Here is a 15558-nt window from a genome sequence, read left to right as displayed (position 1 = left end):
CGTGGAAACCGCATCAGCACAAGGAACTTCGCGTATTGAAGCCCGTCTGGCGGAGCTCGGCCTGAGCCTGCCAGCAGTGGCCGCCCCCGTGGCCGCCTACGTGCCGGCAGTCATTTCCGGTAACCATGTCTACACCTCCGGACAGCTGCCTTTTATTGACGGCAAACTCCCAGCTTCGGGGAAGGTGGGCGGGCAGGTTTCAGCTGAGGACGCAAAATCCCTCGCCGCAACCTCCGCCATCAATGCCCTGGCCGCCCTGAAAAACGTCATTGGCAACCTGGACCGTGTCACCCGCATTGTCAAGGTGGTGGGCTTCGTGGCCTCCGATCCGTCCTTCACCGGCCAGCCTGGTGTCATTAATGGAGCTTCCGAGCTTCTTGGTGAAGTATTTGGTGAGGCAGGCATCCACGCACGCTCCGCCGTCGGAGTGTCAGTGCTGCCCCTGGATTCCCCCGTGGAAGTTGAACTGATTGCCGAATTCCAGTAGCACCCCTGCGGGCTTCCGGCCCGCGGGAAAGCGGCTCTTTCCGCTTAACCCGGACCAGCGCGAAGCCGCGCTGGCCTGGGTCGAGTTCGGCGAGCACACCCCCCGCAAACCCCGCCAGGCCTCCTCGGTGGTGCTGCTTAAAGACAGCCCCGGGGGTCTGCAGACCTTCATGACGTATCGCTCAGGCGGTTCGCCGCTGGGTCCCGTTGCTTTCCCGGGCGGCACCGTGGAAGCGGCCGACGACGACGTCACCGACTGGGCGGGCCCCGCACCGGCGGCGTGGGCCAAAAATTTGGGCACCGCCGACATTGGCCTGGCGAAACGCCACGTGGTTGCGGCCATCCGGGAATTGTTCGAAGAAACCGGCATATTGCTGGCCGGCCCGGATGCCTCCTCGCTGGTGGAAGGAAATTCGGGTCCTGAATGGATGCGTGCCCGCGTGTCCATTGCGAGCCAGGAAAACACCTTCGCCTCGGTGCTAAAACGCTATGGACTGGTGCTGCGCACCGATCTGTTGAAATCCCTGAGCCACTGGACCAGCCCGGATTTTGCCCACAGACGCTTTGACACCCGTTACTTTGCGGCAGCCAACCCGGTAAACCAGGAGGCGTCGCTGCTGGAAAACAAGGGGTTGTGGGGGCGGTGGGTCACCGCCGCGGAGGTTTTGAAGGACCGCCACAACAGCGCACTGGGTGACGAGATCAATTTGCCGGCCACCCGCGGGGTGGTGCTGGGGGAACTGCTGGTGCCCAGCGTGGAGATCATTCTGGAGAAGATCGCCGCCGCGCGCGGCTGCATTGCCTACCTCAACCACACACGCGCCATTAATGAATACCAGCCCAAACTCGTTGCCGGGGCGGGGAGCACCTTCAGCCTGGAAGTGGCGACCGCACCCCTTTCCGAGGGGGCTCCCTGCCGCGAGCGGTAGGGGCCGGCAGGACCCGCTGCCCAAGGCGCGGGGTGAATGGACGTTAAACCCAAACGGCCCGGTCATGTTGACCGGGCCGTTTGTTTGCTTCAGCTGGATAAATGTTTTTTCTAGCGTGAGCGCTGGCGCAAACGGTTGACGTCCAAAATCACCACTGCACGGGCTTCCAGGCGAAGCCAGCCGCGCTGGACAAACTCAGCCAGGGCCTTGTTGACGGTCTCGCGGGACGCGCCGACCAGCTGGGCCAACTCCTCCTGGGTGAGCTCGTGCGCCACCAGGATGCCGTCGGTGGCGGGGCGGCCAAACCTGTCCGCCAAATCCAGGATGGCCTTGGCCACGCGGCCGGGAACATCGGAGAAGACCAAATCGGAGAGGTTGTCATTGGTGCGGCGCAGGCGGCGGGCCAGTGCCTGCAGCAGCTGCATGGACACCTCGGGACGGTTGCGCAGCAGGGCGTTGAGGGATTCGTTCTTCAATCCGGCCAGGCGGGTCTCCGAGACGGCAGTGGCTGTGGTGCTCCGCGGTGCCGGGTCAAAGAGGGCCATTTCGCCAAACAATTCGCCCGGTCCCAGAATGGCCACGAGGGATTCGCGGCCGTCGGAGGAGGTGCGGCCCAGCTTGACCTTGCCGGAAACGATGAAGTAGAGCTGATCGCCCTGATCGCCTTCACGGAACACCGACGCGCCTCGGGAAAGATCAACCTCTGCCAGTTCGTCCGTCAGCAGGCGGAATGCCTCGTCGTCCAGGGTGGCGAAAAGGGGGGCCCGGCGCAGTACCTCGATGTCCATGAAAACTCCTTGCAGTATGTAGCTATTCAGTAAAGACCTATTAATGATTGTTTCAGAAGAATTTTGTTTTTGTGACCAATTTGGCATTACCGGCTTACGTTGTCAGCATATTGGCAGTCTTGTTGCGAGCCAAGCCCCGCAAATGTCGCACCCACGCCGGTAGCATTGGCAGTCGGAATGGACGCGTTTGTCCTGCACCAAAAAATGGCGGGCGAGGGCCCGGGAGGAGCTGCAACGGGTGTTTGGTTTCTCATGGTTGGATGCGCTGCTGATCTTGTGGCTGCTGTGGCAATTCATTTATGGTCTCAATGCCGGGCTCGTGGCGGGCCTGGGTGGTTTGGTGGGAATTATTGCCGGGGCCGTGGCCGCGTTCTTCGCCGCCCCCCTTGCCAGTCAAATAGCAGTCAGCCCCGGCTGGCGCACCACCTTGGTCATTGTGGGCACGGTGGTGCTCATTGCCGTGGGCCACGCCTTTGGCATCAAGTTGGGAAGGGCCATTGGCCGCGCCATGAAATCCGGTTCCATCCGGGCCGTCAACCGCATTTTGGGCGGGGCCTTGAACCTTGGCGTGGGGGCATTGATTTTGTCCATGCTGGCTTTCGGGGTGTCCAACCTGGGCATTCCGGCGGTGTCCAAGCAATTGAGCGATTCAAAAGTCATTTCCCGCATTGATTCCTGGACCCCCAGCCCTGTGAAGGCTGCCGTGGCACAGGTGCGTTCACTGGTGTTGGAAGAGGGCATCCCGGCGCTGCTTAACCCCGATGGCAGCAACGTTGATGTTGCGGCCCCCCAGGGGGAAACCAACACGCCTGCGCTGAACACGGCGGCACAATCGGTGATGAAAATTTCCGGCACCGCCTTTCAATGCGGCCAAAACCAGACCGGAACCGGATTTGTCATTTCCCCCGGGCGGGTCATGACCAATGCCCATGTGGTGGCGGGCGTCTCCCAGCCCGTGGTGCAGACCCAGGAACAAGGGGCATTGCCGGCGCGGGTGGTCTACTTTGACTCCGGCCAGGACCTGGCCGTGCTGGCCGTGGATTCTTTGGCTGCGGCACCGCTGCCGGCGGCGCAGACGGTTCCGGCCAAAACGGGCACGGTTTTTGCCGGCTACCCTTTGGGCGGGCCCCTGCAGCTGCGGCCGGCCACCGTGCTCTCCTCCGGCCCCATGCTGGTGCCTGACGTTGCCAGCGGCAACCCCTCGCCCGTGGATGTCTACCAGCTGGCAGGCAATGTTCAATCGGGCAACTCGGGCGGGCCGCTGCTGGATACCAGCGGCAAGGTGGTGGGCGTGATTTTCGCCAAGGCCACCGCCACCGACACGGTGGGTTTTGCCCTCACCATGGAAGAGGCCGGCCCGGTCATTCAAGCAGCACCCACCCTTGAGCGGGAAGTGGACTCCGGCAGCTGCAAGGTGGGCTGATCCGGCGGCCTGATCCACCCCGGGTGTTTTACGCGAGCGTCTTGTCGAAGAAGTTCACGGCCAGTTCGTAACCGTGAATGCCGGCCCCCACAATGACTGCTGTGCATACGGCTGACAGATAGGAGTGGTGGCGGAATTCCTCGCGGAGGTGGACATTGGAAATGTGCACCTCCACGGCTGGAAGTTCCACTGCGGCCAGGGCATCGCGCAGGGCCACCGAGGTGTGCGTGTAGGCGCCGGCATTGATGATGATTCCCGCCGCCGTGCCCCGCGCGGCGTGGATGGCATCCAGCAGGACGCCCTCATGGTTGGACTGCAGACACGTGGCGTCGAACCCGGCGGCCTCGGCAGCGGCGGTGGTGAGGCGTTCGACGTCGGCCAGGCTGGCTGTGCCGTAGATTCCGGGTTCGCGGGTGCCCAATAAGTTCAGGTTGGGGCCATTGAGGATCAACAGGGTGCCGCGCGGGCGTGGAGAAGTCATGGCTTAATGATGCCCCACACGGCAACAGGCCCGGCCACCGGATGACGGTGGCCGGGCCTGTTGTGACTTACAGGCTGCGCTAGGCCTTCAAGGAGGCGGCAATCTGGCTCATGACAGTGTTGTCGGCCAAGGTTGAGGAATCCCCTGCCTCACGCCCCTCGGCAATGTCCTTAAGCAAACGGCGCATGATCTTCCCGGAGCGGGTCTTGGGCAACTCCGGCACCACCAGAATGGTCTTGGGCTTGGCAATGGGTCCAATTTCGCGGCCCACATGGTTGCGCAGCGTGGTGACAATGTCCGGATCCTCTGCGGCCGAGCCGCGCAGGATCACAAACGCCACCACTGCCTGGCCGGTGGTTTCATCCGCGGCGCCCACCACGGCCGCTTCCGCCACCGAGGGATGGCTGACCAGGGCGGATTCAATTTCAGTGGTGGAGAGGCGGTGGCCGGAAATGTTCATGACGTCATCCACCCGGCCCAAAAGCCAAATATCGCCGTCCTCATCCCATTTGGCGCCGTCGCCGGCAAAATACATGTTGTCAAAGCGGGACCAGTAGGTGTCCTGGTAGCGTTCGTTGTCGCCCCAGATGCCGCGCAGCATGGACGGCCAGGGCTCGCGGATGGTCAGGTAGCCGCCATGGCCGTGGGGGACGGAGGCGCCGAGCTCATCCACCACGTCCACGGCAATGCCGGGCATGGGGACCTGGGCGGAGCCGGGCTTGGTGCTGGTGACGCCGGGCAGCGGAGCCACCATGATGGCTCCGGTTTCGGTCTGCCACCACGTGTCCACAATGGGCGCCTTGTCCCCGCCAATGACGCGCCGGTACCACATCCAGGCCTCGGGGTTGATGGGCTCGCCCACGGAGCCGAGCAGGCGGATGGAGGAGAGGTCGTACTTGGCGGGGATGTCCTCGCCCCACTTCATGAAGGTGCGGATGGCGGTGGGTGCGGTGTACAGGATGGAGACCTTGTACTTTTGCACGATCTCCCAGAAGCGGCCCTGGTGCGGGGAATCCGGGGTGCCCTCGTACATGACCTGCGTTGCGCCGTTGATCAGCGGGGCGTAGGTGACGTAGGAGTGGCCGGTGACCCAGCCGACGTCGGCCGTGCACCAGTACACGTCCGTCTCCGGGTGCAGGTCAAACACGGCCCGGTGCGTGTAGGCGGTCTGGGTGAGGTAGCCGCCGGTGGTGTGCAGGATGCCCTTGGGCTTGCCTGTGGTGCCGGAGGTGTACAGGATGAACAGCGGGTGCTCGGCTTCGTGGCCCACGGCGGTGTGCCCGGTGGCGGCCACGGCCACGGTTTCATCCCACCACAGGTCGCGGCCGGCGACCCAGTTGACGTCCTCGCCGTTGCGTTTGACCACCACAACGTGCTGCACCGAGTGGCCGGGCGCGGCCAACGCCTCATCCACGGCGGGCTTGAGGGGGCTGGGCTTGCCGCGGCGGAAGGTCCCGTCGGCGGTGACAACCAGCTTGGCCTGGGCGTCGTCAATGCGTGAGCGCAGCGCTTCGGCGGAGAAGCCGCCAAAGACCACCGAGTGGATGGCGCCAATGCGGGCGCAGGCCAGTAGGGTGATGACGGCTTCGGGGATCATGGGCAGGTACACGGCCACCCGGTCGCCCTTGACCAGGCCCAGGGCTTCAAAGGCGTTGGCGGCCTTTTTTACTTCCTCCGTGAGCTGCGCGTAGGTATAGGTGCGCGTATCGCCGGGTTCGCCTTCGAAGTAAATGGCAACGCGATCGCCGTTGCCGGCTTCCACATGGCGGTCCAGGGCGTTGTAGGCGGCATTGATTTCGCCGTCCTCGAACCAGGTGGCGAAGGGCGGGTTGGTCCAGTCCAGGGTCTTCGTGAAGGGCTTGGACCAGCTCAAAAGTTCACGGGCCTGCTCACCCCAGAAGGCGGGACGGTCTGAGTTGGCTTTTGCATATTCACCACCCTGGACAACTGCCCCGGCTGCGAACTCGGCGCTGGGAGCAAAATGGCGGTTCTCCGTGGAGAGGTTTTCCAGTGCCTCGCCGGACTGGTCATTCGCTGCGGTGGTGGCCTCAGACATCTAATATCCCTTCGTTTTGCAATGCTGGCTCATGTCCGCTGGGGCACGTTCCACGCAGTCCACGGGGTTCAGGGGTGGGGGTGCATGGAAGGGCTGCCGGGACATCATTTTGTTCCAACTTTAACTCTAGCCCTTTGAACACGGTGACGTGTCCGTCGTCACATGGCGCAGGGTCCAGTGGTGTGGAATCTGCGCTCAATCGCATCCAGCCGGGGGCAGGACCCCCTGGCCGGCATGGGCAGATCTGCCCATCGAGCGCCCATTTGCACCAATTCACCTGTGGCCCGCTAGTGTTGCTTGGCTGCGTTAACTAGGCTGGGAAGCAATCGTGAGCAAAGAGGAGTAAGACCATGACACAGCAACACACGTCTGCCGCGCAGGCCTCAAAGGCCCCCGGGGCGGCCAGCACGGCTGTTGCCGGCCCGCTGACCCTGCGCGATCTGGTGGTTTTGGGCGCAGTGGCGATCATCTTCATCGCTTCAGTGGTGCCGATGATTGAGACCCTGACGGGGGATTTGAACCTGTGGAACGTCGCGGGACTGTTCTACCTCACCATTGGCGTGATTTTGCCGCTGGTGGTGGCCGCGCTTTTTTTGGTCCGCCGGCTGAGCCCCGAGGTGAAAATCCGCATTGGCTCGCTCTCCGTGGACCAGTTCGCCTCCGTAGTGGCCGCATTTGCCGCGTTCTTCTTCTTTGTGGGCACCGTGAGCAACTTTAAGGTGGCTTACCTGGTGGGCCTGATCGGCTCGCTCGTCCTGTTGCTGGCAACAGTGTGCGCCCGCTGGCTTCCCTTCTTTGCCACTGATTTCGCCAACCGCGTGGAAGTTCCAGCCCATGTTGCAGCGCGCGACGCCGTAGCCGCCACCAAGCGCCCGTCCGCACCCAAACCCGTGACCCCGCAGGCGCACGCCGGTGGCCAGACCGGTCCCGCGACGGGCGCCCAAGGTGCTCAGGACCAGTACGCCCCCGCACAGGCCGCTGTCCAAAACGCGCCCCAGGCACAAAACACGCAGGGGGCCTGGGCCGGCCCGCAGGCGGGCAACTCCCCGGCAGGGCAGATCTTCACTCCGGCCAAGGCGGCCGGGGCCAGCACGGGCGCAACAGCTGCCGGTGCAGGCCAGGACCAGTCCGCGGCCAGCCCAGCCGCCAACGCCGCCGGCACCGCCGCGCCCACGGCCGCCCACCCCCGGGTCTCTGACGCCGCGGCGGCCTCCGCCGGCAAGCCTGCCGGAAACACCGCAGGGGCCCCCGCAGCAGCCGCCGCGGCAACCCCCGCAGCAGCCGCAACGGGGCGCACAGCGGACGCCGCAGCCCCTGCGGCCCGCACCACTGAAAGTGCGGCCACCACGCTGAACCCCCAGGTGGCTGAACCGGTGCAGGAACGCAGCGAGCCTGCCAAGCGCGAAAGCATTGCCGCAACCGTGAGCCCGGCCCGTGCCGCTGCGGTGGCCGAGCCTTTCTGGTTCGCCGTGGACAGGCCACAAAACGTGATTGACGAAAAGACGCGCCAGTTTGTTTTCAAACTCATGCCGGGGGCGTGGATTTTGGCATTGGAGGACCGCGGCGAGAGCTTCCTGGTTCAGGACAGCAACGGCAAGACGGGCCTGCTGCTGGATCTGGTGGGGATCGAGCGCGCCTCGGACAGCCAGTAGCCGATGCCTGCTCCGGCCTTCGAGACGGCGCTGGCGCGCAAGCGCCGGGCCCGAAAAATCAACCGCGGGCTGGCACAGCTGTACCCCTATGCACACGCGGAGCTCGATTTCCGCGACCCCTTCGAGTTGTTGGTGGCCACCGTCTTGTCGGCGCAAACCACCGACATCCGGGTCAACACCGTCACGGCGGTGCTGTTTGACCGTTTCCCCACGCCCCTGGCCATGGCGCAGGCTTCCCCGGTGGAATTGGAGGAAATCATCCGTTCCACCGGATTCTTCCGGGCCAAGGCCGCGAACCTGCTGGCGCTGGCCAACCGGCTGGTGGATGAGTACGACGGCGTGGTCCCGGGATCCCTGGCGGCGCTGGTCACACTCCCGGGGGTGGGGCGCAAAACCGCCAACGTGGTGCTGGGCAATGCCTTCGGGATTCCGGGCATCACGGTGGACACGCACTTCATGCGCCTGGCGCGGCGGTTCAACTGGACCGAATCCACCGATCCGGTGCGGATCGAGGCCGACGTCTCCGCTTTGTTCGAACCGCGGGACTGGACCATGCTCTCGCACCGGGTGGTTTTCCACGGCCGCCGCATCTGCCATGCCCGCAAACCCGCGTGCGGAGCCTGCCCCATTGCCGCGCTGTGTCCCGCCTACGGTGAAGGGGAAGTGGATCCGGTGAAGGCTGCAAAGCTGCTCAAATATGAACTGGCCCCCGGGCAGGAGGAGCTGCACGCACGCATGCTCGCCGATGTGGGCAACGCCGCACGGTACCGGCAGGAATCGCAGTTGGCGGCCCGCCAGGGCGCGGGACCGCGCACATGAGCGCCTACGCCGATCTTGTGGCGCTCGCCGCCAAGGCAGCGCAGGCACGGCCGCTGTGGCCCAGCGGCATGGATGCCGGCCGCGCCCGGCCGGCGGCTGTGCTCATGCTTTTCGGTGTGTTGGACAACTTGCCGGCAAGCTCGGACCGGCCCCTCATTTCCGCCGATTTGGACGTTTTGCTCATTGAGCGGGCCAGCACCCTCAATGACCATCCAGGGCAGGTGGCCTTTCCCGGCGGCGGCGTGGATCCGCAGGATGATTCAGTGGTTGCCGCTGCCCTGCGTGAGGCCCATGAGGAGACGGGGCTGGATCCCCAGGGCGTTGAAGTGTTGGGCACCCTGCCGGCGTTGCCGCTGCCCGTGAGCAACTTCCTGGTCACCCCCGTGGTGGGCTGGTGGGCCAGGCAGACACCCGTGGATGTTGTGGACTACGGGGAATCGGCCCAGGTGTTCCGTGTTCCGGTGCGGGATTTGCTGGATCCGCGCAACCGGGTCACCACAGTGCTCCAACGTGGCGGGCAAACATACCGTGGGCCGGCGTTCACCGTGAACAACGTGGTGGTGTGGGGATTCACCGCAGGCATTCTGCACCACGTCTTTGAAGAGCTGGGGTGGGCTGTGCCATGGGACCCGGGGTGCGAGATCCCGGCGCCCCTTTAGCGCCGGCTATTTGGCGTCCGCATAACACCGCACCACCGTGGCATTGACGGGGAATTCCAGGGGGATGGCCCCGAACAACAGCCAAGTGGCGGTTCGTGACGACTCATGCACCATGGCAGTGACATCCGCAACCATGGCGTCCGGGCAGTGCACCACCACCTCATCATGCAAAAAAGCCACCAGCTGCGGTGTGCCGGGCAGTGGGGAGGAACGCGCGTAGGCGCGCAAACGGCGTCGTAAATCAGCCAACCAGCAGCAGGCCCATTCGGCAGCCGTTCCCTGCACCACAAAATTGCGGGTGAAACGCCCGCGGGAACGGGCAGCCGTCTCCGCGCGGCGTTGCTCCTGGGCAGTGCTGCTGCGCTGGCTGTCCCACCAATCCTGCGCCGGCGGCGGGGTGCTGCGGCCCAAGTGCGTGGTGAGGCTGCCACCGCGCTCCCCGGTGCGTGCGGCCTGTTCGACGAATTCCAGGGCGCGGGGGTACATGCGCACCAATTGGGGCACCAACCTTCCGGAATCGCCCGAGGTGGCCCCGTAAATGGCACCCAGCAAAGCCATCTTGGCCAGACTGCGGTCCCCGCCAAAGCCCTGGGCGGCAATGCCGGCGTACAGGTCCTTGCTGTGGCCTGCGGCATCGCTGCCCGCGGCTGCCATGGCGGAATCCTGGGCCAGTGCCGCCAGCACCCGGGGTTCCAGCTGCGCGGCATCGGCAACGATGAAGGTGTGGCCGGAATCGGCCACGGCCGCACCACGGATTTGTGCAGGGATCTGCATGGCACCGCCGCCACGCGATGCCCACCGCCCGGACACCACGCCCCCCACCACGTATTCGGAGTGGAAGCGGTCTTCCCGCACCCATTGCCGCAGCCAGTTCCAGCCATTGGTGGTGTAAAGCCGGCTGAGTTTGCGGTAGCGCAGCAACGGCTCAATGGCAGGATGGTGGAATTGCTGCAATTCCCAGCTGCGCGTGGACTTGGCCTCAATGCCCGCCCGGTGCAGGGCACGCATGAGGTCTTGGGACGAGTCCGGATTCAGCGACTGTGCGTTCAGGGCGGCGCGCAGCTGCTCCGCCAGTTCCTCCAGCTTGGCGGGCCGGCTCAAGTCAGTGGGTTCGGGCCCCAGCAGGTCATCCAGCAGTTTCCTGTGCAGCTCCTCCCGCCAGGGGATGCCTTCATAATGCATCTCCGCAGCCACCAAGGCGCCGGCGGATTCTGCACTGAGCAAAAGCTCCAGGCGTGCCGGGTGTGTGGAGGAGGCAATGGCGTTGCGCTGCTCCCGGAGTTCCTGGGCCACTGCCTCCAGGCCCCACTGCGGGGCCTTCACGGAGGTGTCCGGTGTTTCAAAGAGGCTCTCCTGCGCCGGATCCTTGAATGTTCCGGCCCGGGCGGATTCCCGCTCCGGCGGAACCTCAGCGGCAGCGGCACGGTATCCGGTCCTGGCGGCATATTCGGAATGCCGCAGGATGTTCTGGCACAAGGACAGGTCGTGGCACTTTTCCACGCGCACCCCGGCCCGCAAAAGTTCCGGGTACCAATGCCCGGCGCGGTCCCACACCCAGCGCGGCTGGTGTGACGCCTCCACGCCGCTGACGGTTGCCGCAAGGTCCTGCCGCGCCACGGCACGCACCTCCGAGGCAGCGCTGCCGTCAGCGTTTCGCAGCTGCAGGGTCACGGTGGAGGGGGCAGGACCCGCGGCCAACAATGCGTACATACGGTCCATTCTCCACTGTCAGGGACGTGTTTCCTCCACAATCAAAGCCATCCTGGGGCTTCTGCACTGTTTCTTGTTGACCGCCGCCCCACCCGGTGATGTGGGGCAAGGTCAGTGGCATGAGAGCCCGACACGAAAAGCCGCCCAACCCGGCACAGGCGTGGTTGCCGCGCCGGGACACCACCATCTTGTTGCTCTCCACCTCGGTGGAACTCCAGGGCGAAGTGGGGCGGGTGAGCGCCGCCGCCGCCGTGGAACTGATAGTCGGTGGTGCTTTGGAGCACGTGGGCGGACGGTGGGAGGACGTCGCTGCCGTACTCATTGATGCACGGACCCCCTGGGACGGCGCAGTGCAGGCGGGACTTGCCGGCTGGCGGGGCCCCACAGTGATGGTGGGATTTACCGCGGATGCCCCAGAAGTCTGGCTGCAGGCCGAACGCAGAGGGGCCGACAGGGTGGCGATTCTGCCTGATTCCGCCCCGTGGCTGGCCAACTTTCTAGGCCGCCTGCGCAACCCCGCCCATGGTGCCGGGGTGGTGGGGGTGGTGGGAGGTTGTGGCGGCGCAGGGGCCTCAACGCTGGCCATCTTGCTTGCCGCCGAAGCTGCCCGCAGGGGTACCCGGACGTTGCTGGTGGATGGCGACCCGTGGGGTGGAGGGTTGGCCGCAGCGTTGTCCCTGCAGGAGTTGCCGGGCCTGCGGTGGCAGGACCTGCTTCAGGCCTCGGGCTCCATCAACCCGGAACAACTTGCGGCGTCCCTGCCCCCTGTGGCGGGTTTTTCGCTGTTGTCATGGAGTGCAGCTCCCGAACACGGGGTCCGTTCCTTCGGCCAAGGCAATGCCTCAGCAGCACCAGTCGCCGAACTCATGCGGGCGGCCCGGGGGGCGTACGGCTTGGTGGTGGTGGATGTGGGACGCAGCCCCACTGCTTGTGATGCGCTTGCCCAGTACTGCAGTGGGATGCTGCTGGTGTTGCCGGGGCAGGTCCGTGCTGCCGCTGCCGCGCGGGAAGTGGTGCGTGCGTGCCCGCCCATGCCCATGGCTGCCGTGGTGCGCGGACCTTTGGTTGAGGGCGTGGACGCTGCCATGGTGGCGGCGGCGGTGGAGTTGCCTTTGGCAGGGAGCCTGCCGGGCTTGGCCAAGGTGGCCGCAACCATGGCTGCGCAGCGTCTTCCGGAACTGCTGCGACAGCGCCGGACACGTATGCTGCTTGGGCGGATTTTGGCATGGATGTCAGGACCCGGCACTGACTTTGCCGTGAAGCGGGAATACCATGACAGCGCAGCCCCCGCCTGACGGAACGGCTCCCAGCCCGTGGGAGGGCCACATCGATGCGCAGCTGCTCGACGTGGTCCGCCGCCGGGTGCTCTCGCAGGCCGGACCCGTCACGGAACTGCAGCTGGCGGCGGCCGTGCGCGAAAGCGGCAGATTGCTTGGCGCCGCCGGTTCCTTGCTCGCCATGGAACGGATTTCCGCTGAACTCAATGGTCTGGGACCCTTGCAGGGCTTGGTCAAAGACCCCGCCGTCACCGACATCTTCGTCAATGCACCCGATTCCGTCTGGCAGGACCGGGGCGCAGGTCCGCAAAAAGTGGCCGTGCGCTTTGGCAATGAAACGGAACTTCGGGCGCTGGCCGTCCGGCTTGTAGCCAGCGGCGGGCGCCGTCTGGACGAAAGCAGTCCCTGCGTTGACGTAAAACTGGCCGCCGGCTACCGCATCCATGCGGTGCTGCCGCCCATTTCCACGAAGGGAACCCTGCTCTCCATCCGAATCAAGCGAAGAACTGTCTTCAGCCTGGAGCAAATGGTGGACGCCGGCGGTGTGGAACCCTTGTTCGCCCAATTGCTGGCAGCTCTGATGAAGCGGCGGTTGAACTTTCTCATCAGCGGGGCCACCGGTGCCGGAAAAACCACTTTGCTTTCAGCCCTGTTGGGACTGTGCCCTGCCACCGAACGCCTGGTGCTCATTGAAGACGCCGCCGAATTGGAACCCGACCACCCCCATGCGGTGACGCTGGAGGCCAGGCACGAAAATGCTGAGGGCGCGGGCGCGGTGGATTTGGCCGAGCTGGTGCGGCAGGCACTGCGCATGAATCCGGGCCGGCTGATAGTGGGCGAATGCCGTGGTGCGGAAGTGCGCGAACTTCTCATGGCCATGAACACCGGCCACAGCGGCGGTGGCGGCACCATCCACGCCAACAGTGCCCGGGATGTGCCGGCCCGGCTGGCTGCGCTTGGCGCGCTCGCGGCCATGACACCGGAAGCGGTCTTCCTGCAGGGCGCCAGTGCCTTGGACGTCGTGATTCATTTATCCCGGGCCAACGGCAAGCGCATCGTGGCCGAACTTGCCGTGGTGCAGCTGGAGAAAGGCAGGCTGGAAGTGGTCCCGGCACTGACCCTCCATCCGGAGCTCGGGCCCGTACGGGGAGCTGCTTGGACCGGGTTGGCGGCCCGGCTGAAGCTGGCGGACAAGTTCGACGGCGCCGCACCACTCAGCGGGGGCGCAGGCCACCACGGATACCTGCCATGAATGGCCTCGTGTTCCTGCTTTTATCCTGCGCAGCCTGCGCCCTCCTTGCCGGCCAGGGACGGCATGGGGACGTCGGACCCTTGAAAGCCACGCCGCGGGGCGCCGGGGGCAGGGCAGGTGCCCCACGGGATGAACGGGATGCTTTGCCGCGTCTGGTCCGTCAAGTGGCCGCACTGCTCTCGGCCGGGCGCACCGGGCCGGTTCTGTGGAGCGCGCTGGGGCAGGTCCTGGCGGCCGAACATGGCCGCCGGCTGCCCCGGGACCTGCAATCGGGGCAGCCGGCGGATACTGCCGCCTTCCCCCAGGCCACTGCACGTGCAACTCCTGCAGGAGCCGGGCCGGAGGCGACGCTCCTGCTCATTTATGCAGTGGAACGGGCCAGTGCCTTGGGGCTCCCCACCGCCGTGGCTTTGCGCAGCGCCTGCCAGGTGCTGGGAAGCGGCGGCCGATTCCAGCGGGGATTGACCCACCAACAAAAAAGCATGTGGCTGGACATGGCTGCCTGCTTCGAGGTGTGTGAGGCCAGCGGCGCAGCCGTTGCCCAGGTGTTGGAGCGGTTTGCCGCCACACTGGAAGCCGAACAGGATGCCGCCGCCCTGCGGGAGACAGCGCTTGCCGGTCCCAGGGCCACCGTGCGGCTTTTGAACTGGCTGCCGTTTCTGGGGCTGGGACTGGGAATGCTTATGGGCGTGAATCCCCTCGCTGTCCTTGTAAGCGGGCCGCAGGGGTGGCTGTTGCTGGCGGTGGGGTTGGCCCTGGTGTTTGCGGGAAGGACGTGGACGGCACGCATGATGGCCACCGCGGCCCAAACCCCGCGGGCGAACAACACCGATCACTTTCGGTTGCGGACGGCGGGCCCCAGAGCTGCTGCAGGGAGGAGGTGAAAGTGTCCTTGCTGGTCTTTGTGCTTGCCGGCTTGGCATGTTGCTGGGCTCTGGGCACAACGGAAATGCACAGCAAGGTTCCGGGCGCACCGGCACGTGGCGGCAAAAGTGCGGTTCGCCGGTTCGGGATTGCAACCGAAGGTGTGGATCCTGGTGCCGTTGCTTCGGTGCCGCTGCTGCTTGATCTGCTGGGCACCAGCCTGGACGCGGGGCTGACAGTGCAGGGGGCACTGCGGGTGGTGGCAGCCGTGGCGGAGCAGCAAGTCCAAGGCTGCCTGTTGCGCGTGGTGGCGGGGCTGGAGATTGGTGCCTCGTGGAACAACGCGTGGGAGGGCAATTTGGCGCATCCGGATGTTGTGGGGATTCATGAAGCCTTGAGCTTTGCCGCCCTCACGGGCGCTTCCGCGGCTCCGCTGCTTTATGCCCAGGCCCGGCAGGGGAGGACTGCCGCCGGCAGGGCGGCGGAAAGGCGGGCTGCCACGCTGGGCGTGAAATTGGTTTTGCCGCTGGGGCTGTGTGCCCTGCCGGCCTTCATTGCCCTGGGCATAGTGCCCGTGGTTCTGGCCATGGTTCCAGCGTTTTAAGGCTTCGAGGTGGAGAGCGGGCAGGCCGATTCCCCCACAGCCGACGCCGGCCGCAGGGACGTCCCCGAATCAGCAAAAGGACCTTCCACCTCCCCGGGCTCCTTGGCACAGTTGCCTTATCAGCCTTGGCCCGTGGTCTTTCCCACCGTGGCGCCACTTCCACAACAGGGCCACCGCCGGGGCGGCCGTACCGGTCTTCCCGGCATGGACCAAGGAATTCACTGGCGGATTCGCCAGCTGCAAGGAGGAAAACATGAACAGCCATGAGCCATTGCCGCAGCTTCAGGCGCCAGCTCCCCGCGCCATTACCGAAATTTTTCCCGGTGCAAGCCGGCGCAGGGCAGTGAACAACCCCGGCCCCCACCCTCCACGAGCCCGCTCAAGGTGGCTGCGCGGGGGTCTGGAGGCTGGCATGGCCACGGCCGAATACGCCATTGCCACCCTCGCCGCCGTGGGCTTCGCGGGCCTTTTGGTGGTGATTCTCAAAAGCGACGAGGTGCGTGGCTTCCTTTTGAACATCATCCGCACGGCTTTAAGCATGTAGCGGCCGGCAATGCC

The 15558-nt window shown here is 65.4% G+C and carries 15 protein-coding genes; 11 read left to right on the top strand and 4 right to left on the bottom strand.

Annotated features, from left to right (window positions below):
- Position 1: 1 nt before the first annotated feature.
- Positions 2-487, top strand: coding sequence for a RidA family protein (locus ACFUCV_RS09715; protein WP_380815030.1), 486 nt, complete (start codon positions 2-4; stop codon positions 485-487).
- Positions 471-1415: an NUDIX hydrolase gene (locus tag ACFUCV_RS09710; protein ID WP_380815028.1), complete on the top strand. Its 945-nt coding sequence runs from the start codon at positions 471-473 to the stop codon at positions 1413-1415. The genes ACFUCV_RS09715 and ACFUCV_RS09710 overlap by 17 nt, the downstream gene beginning before the upstream one ends.
- A 110-nt stretch (positions 1416-1525) precedes the next feature.
- Here ACFUCV_RS09710 and ACFUCV_RS09705 read toward each other — a convergent pair whose 3' ends face one another.
- Positions 1526-2203 (bottom strand): Crp/Fnr family transcriptional regulator, encoded by a 678-nt coding sequence (locus ACFUCV_RS09705; RefSeq protein WP_038465875.1) that lies wholly within the window; start codon positions 2201-2203, stop codon positions 1526-1528.
- A 238-nt stretch (positions 2204-2441) separates the two neighbouring features.
- Between ACFUCV_RS09705 and ACFUCV_RS09700 the strand changes: the two genes are divergently transcribed.
- Entirely contained in the window at positions 2442-3626 is a 1185-nt protein-coding gene (locus tag ACFUCV_RS09700; protein ID WP_380815026.1) for a MarP family serine protease, read from the top strand.
- Positions 3627-3654: 28 nt separating this feature from the next.
- Here the strand turns inward: ACFUCV_RS09700 and aroQ are convergent, their stop codons facing one another.
- Together aroQ and acs are read right to left on the bottom strand one after the other, a co-directional pair.
- Positions 3655-4107 carry a type II 3-dehydroquinate dehydratase gene (gene aroQ / locus ACFUCV_RS09695; protein ID WP_380815024.1) on the bottom strand — a complete coding sequence of 151 codons (453 nt, stop codon included), beginning with the start codon at positions 4105-4107 and terminating at the stop codon, positions 3655-3657.
- A gap of 79 nt (positions 4108-4186) precedes the next feature.
- Positions 4187-6163, bottom strand: a complete 1977-nt coding sequence (gene acs, locus ACFUCV_RS09690; RefSeq protein ID WP_380815022.1) for an acetate--CoA ligase — start codon at positions 6161-6163, stop codon at positions 4187-4189.
- 350 nt (positions 6164-6513) lie between these two features.
- On the opposite strand from acs, the gene ACFUCV_RS09685 reads away from it, so the two are divergent.
- From ACFUCV_RS09685 to ACFUCV_RS09675, 3 genes are read left to right on the top strand one after another with little or no spacing between them, the layout of a single operon-like run.
- Positions 6514-7815, top strand: coding sequence for a hypothetical protein (locus ACFUCV_RS09685; RefSeq protein WP_380815020.1), 1302 nt, complete (start codon positions 6514-6516; stop codon positions 7813-7815).
- A gap of 3 nt (positions 7816-7818) precedes the next feature.
- Complete coding sequence (nth, locus tag ACFUCV_RS09680) at positions 7819-8634, top strand: endonuclease III (RefSeq protein ID WP_380815018.1); 816 nt, start codon at positions 7819-7821, stop codon at positions 8632-8634.
- Complete coding sequence (locus tag ACFUCV_RS09675) at positions 8631-9293, top strand: NUDIX hydrolase (protein ID WP_380815016.1); 663 nt, start codon at positions 8631-8633, stop codon at positions 9291-9293. Before nth ends, ACFUCV_RS09675 begins: the two co-directional genes overlap by 4 nt.
- Positions 9294-9299: 6 nt before the next feature.
- Here the strand turns inward: ACFUCV_RS09675 and ACFUCV_RS09670 are convergent, their stop codons facing one another.
- Positions 9300-11003: a bifunctional 3'-5' exonuclease/DNA polymerase gene (locus tag ACFUCV_RS09670; RefSeq protein WP_380815015.1), complete on the bottom strand. Its 1704-nt coding sequence runs from the start codon at positions 11001-11003 to the stop codon at positions 9300-9302.
- Between the two features lie 119 nt (positions 11004-11122).
- On the opposite strand from ACFUCV_RS09670, the gene ssd reads away from it, so the two are divergent.
- From ssd to ACFUCV_RS09645, 5 genes are all read left to right on the top strand, one after another.
- Positions 11123-12298, top strand: a complete 1176-nt coding sequence (gene ssd / locus ACFUCV_RS09665; protein ID WP_380815013.1) for a septum site-determining protein Ssd — start codon at positions 11123-11125, stop codon at positions 12296-12298.
- Entirely contained in the window at positions 12276-13532 is a 1257-nt protein-coding gene (locus ACFUCV_RS09660) for a TadA family conjugal transfer-associated ATPase (RefSeq protein WP_380815011.1), read from the top strand. Before ssd ends, ACFUCV_RS09660 begins: the two co-directional genes overlap by 23 nt.
- On the top strand, positions 13529-14416 hold the full coding sequence (locus ACFUCV_RS09655) for a hypothetical protein (protein ID WP_380815009.1): 888 nt from the start codon (positions 13529-13531) through the stop codon (positions 14414-14416). Before ACFUCV_RS09660 ends, ACFUCV_RS09655 begins: the two co-directional genes overlap by 4 nt.
- 2 nt (positions 14417-14418) lie before the next feature.
- On the top strand, positions 14419-15000 hold the full coding sequence (locus tag ACFUCV_RS09650; RefSeq protein ID WP_380815007.1) for a type II secretion system F family protein: 582 nt from the start codon (positions 14419-14421) through the stop codon (positions 14998-15000).
- A gap of 253 nt (positions 15001-15253) precedes the next feature.
- Positions 15254-15544, top strand: coding sequence for a DUF4244 domain-containing protein (locus ACFUCV_RS09645; protein WP_380815006.1), 291 nt, complete (start codon positions 15254-15256; stop codon positions 15542-15544).
- The last annotated feature ends 14 nt before the right edge of the window (positions 15545-15558 follow it).

The sequence above is a fragment of the Specibacter sp. NPDC057265 genome (assembly GCF_042668835.1).
In the GTDB taxonomy this organism is placed as follows: domain Bacteria; phylum Actinomycetota; class Actinomycetes; order Actinomycetales; family Micrococcaceae; genus Specibacter.
The sequence above is the reverse complement of the archived record's forward strand: the minus strand, read 5'-3'. Positions and strand labels throughout refer to the sequence as shown.

Bases quoted from the DNA above. Each gene is read 5' to 3' on its own strand.
- ACFUCV_RS09705 (WP_038465875.1), bottom strand. From the start codon at position 2,203: ATGGACATCGAGGTACTGCGCCGGGCCCCCCTTTTCGCCACCCTGGAC.
- aroQ (WP_380815024.1), bottom strand. From the start codon at position 4,107: ATGACTTCTCCACGCCCGCGCGGCACCCTGTTGATCCTCAATGGCCCC.
- acs (WP_380815022.1), bottom strand. From the start codon at position 6,163: ATGTCTGAGGCCACCACCGCAGCGAATGACCAGTCCGGCGAGGCACTG.
- ACFUCV_RS09685 (WP_380815020.1), top strand. From the start codon at position 6,514: ATGACACAGCAACACACGTCTGCCGCGCAGGCCTCAAAGGCCCCCGGG.
- nth (WP_380815018.1), top strand. From the start codon at position 7,819: ATGCCTGCTCCGGCCTTCGAGACGGCGCTGGCGCGCAAGCGCCGGGCC.
- ACFUCV_RS09675 (WP_380815016.1), top strand. From the start codon at position 8,631: ATGAGCGCCTACGCCGATCTTGTGGCGCTCGCCGCCAAGGCAGCGCAG.
- ACFUCV_RS09670 (WP_380815015.1), bottom strand. From the start codon at position 11,003: ATGTACGCATTGTTGGCCGCGGGTCCTGCCCCCTCCACCGTGACCCTG.
- ssd (WP_380815013.1), top strand. From the start codon at position 11,123: ATGAGAGCCCGACACGAAAAGCCGCCCAACCCGGCACAGGCGTGGTTG.
- ACFUCV_RS09660 (WP_380815011.1), top strand. From the start codon at position 12,276: ATGACAGCGCAGCCCCCGCCTGACGGAACGGCTCCCAGCCCGTGGGAG.
- ACFUCV_RS09655 (WP_380815009.1), top strand. From the start codon at position 13,529: ATGAATGGCCTCGTGTTCCTGCTTTTATCCTGCGCAGCCTGCGCCCTC.
- ACFUCV_RS09645 (WP_380815006.1), top strand. From the start codon at position 15,254: ATGAACAGCCATGAGCCATTGCCGCAGCTTCAGGCGCCAGCTCCCCGC.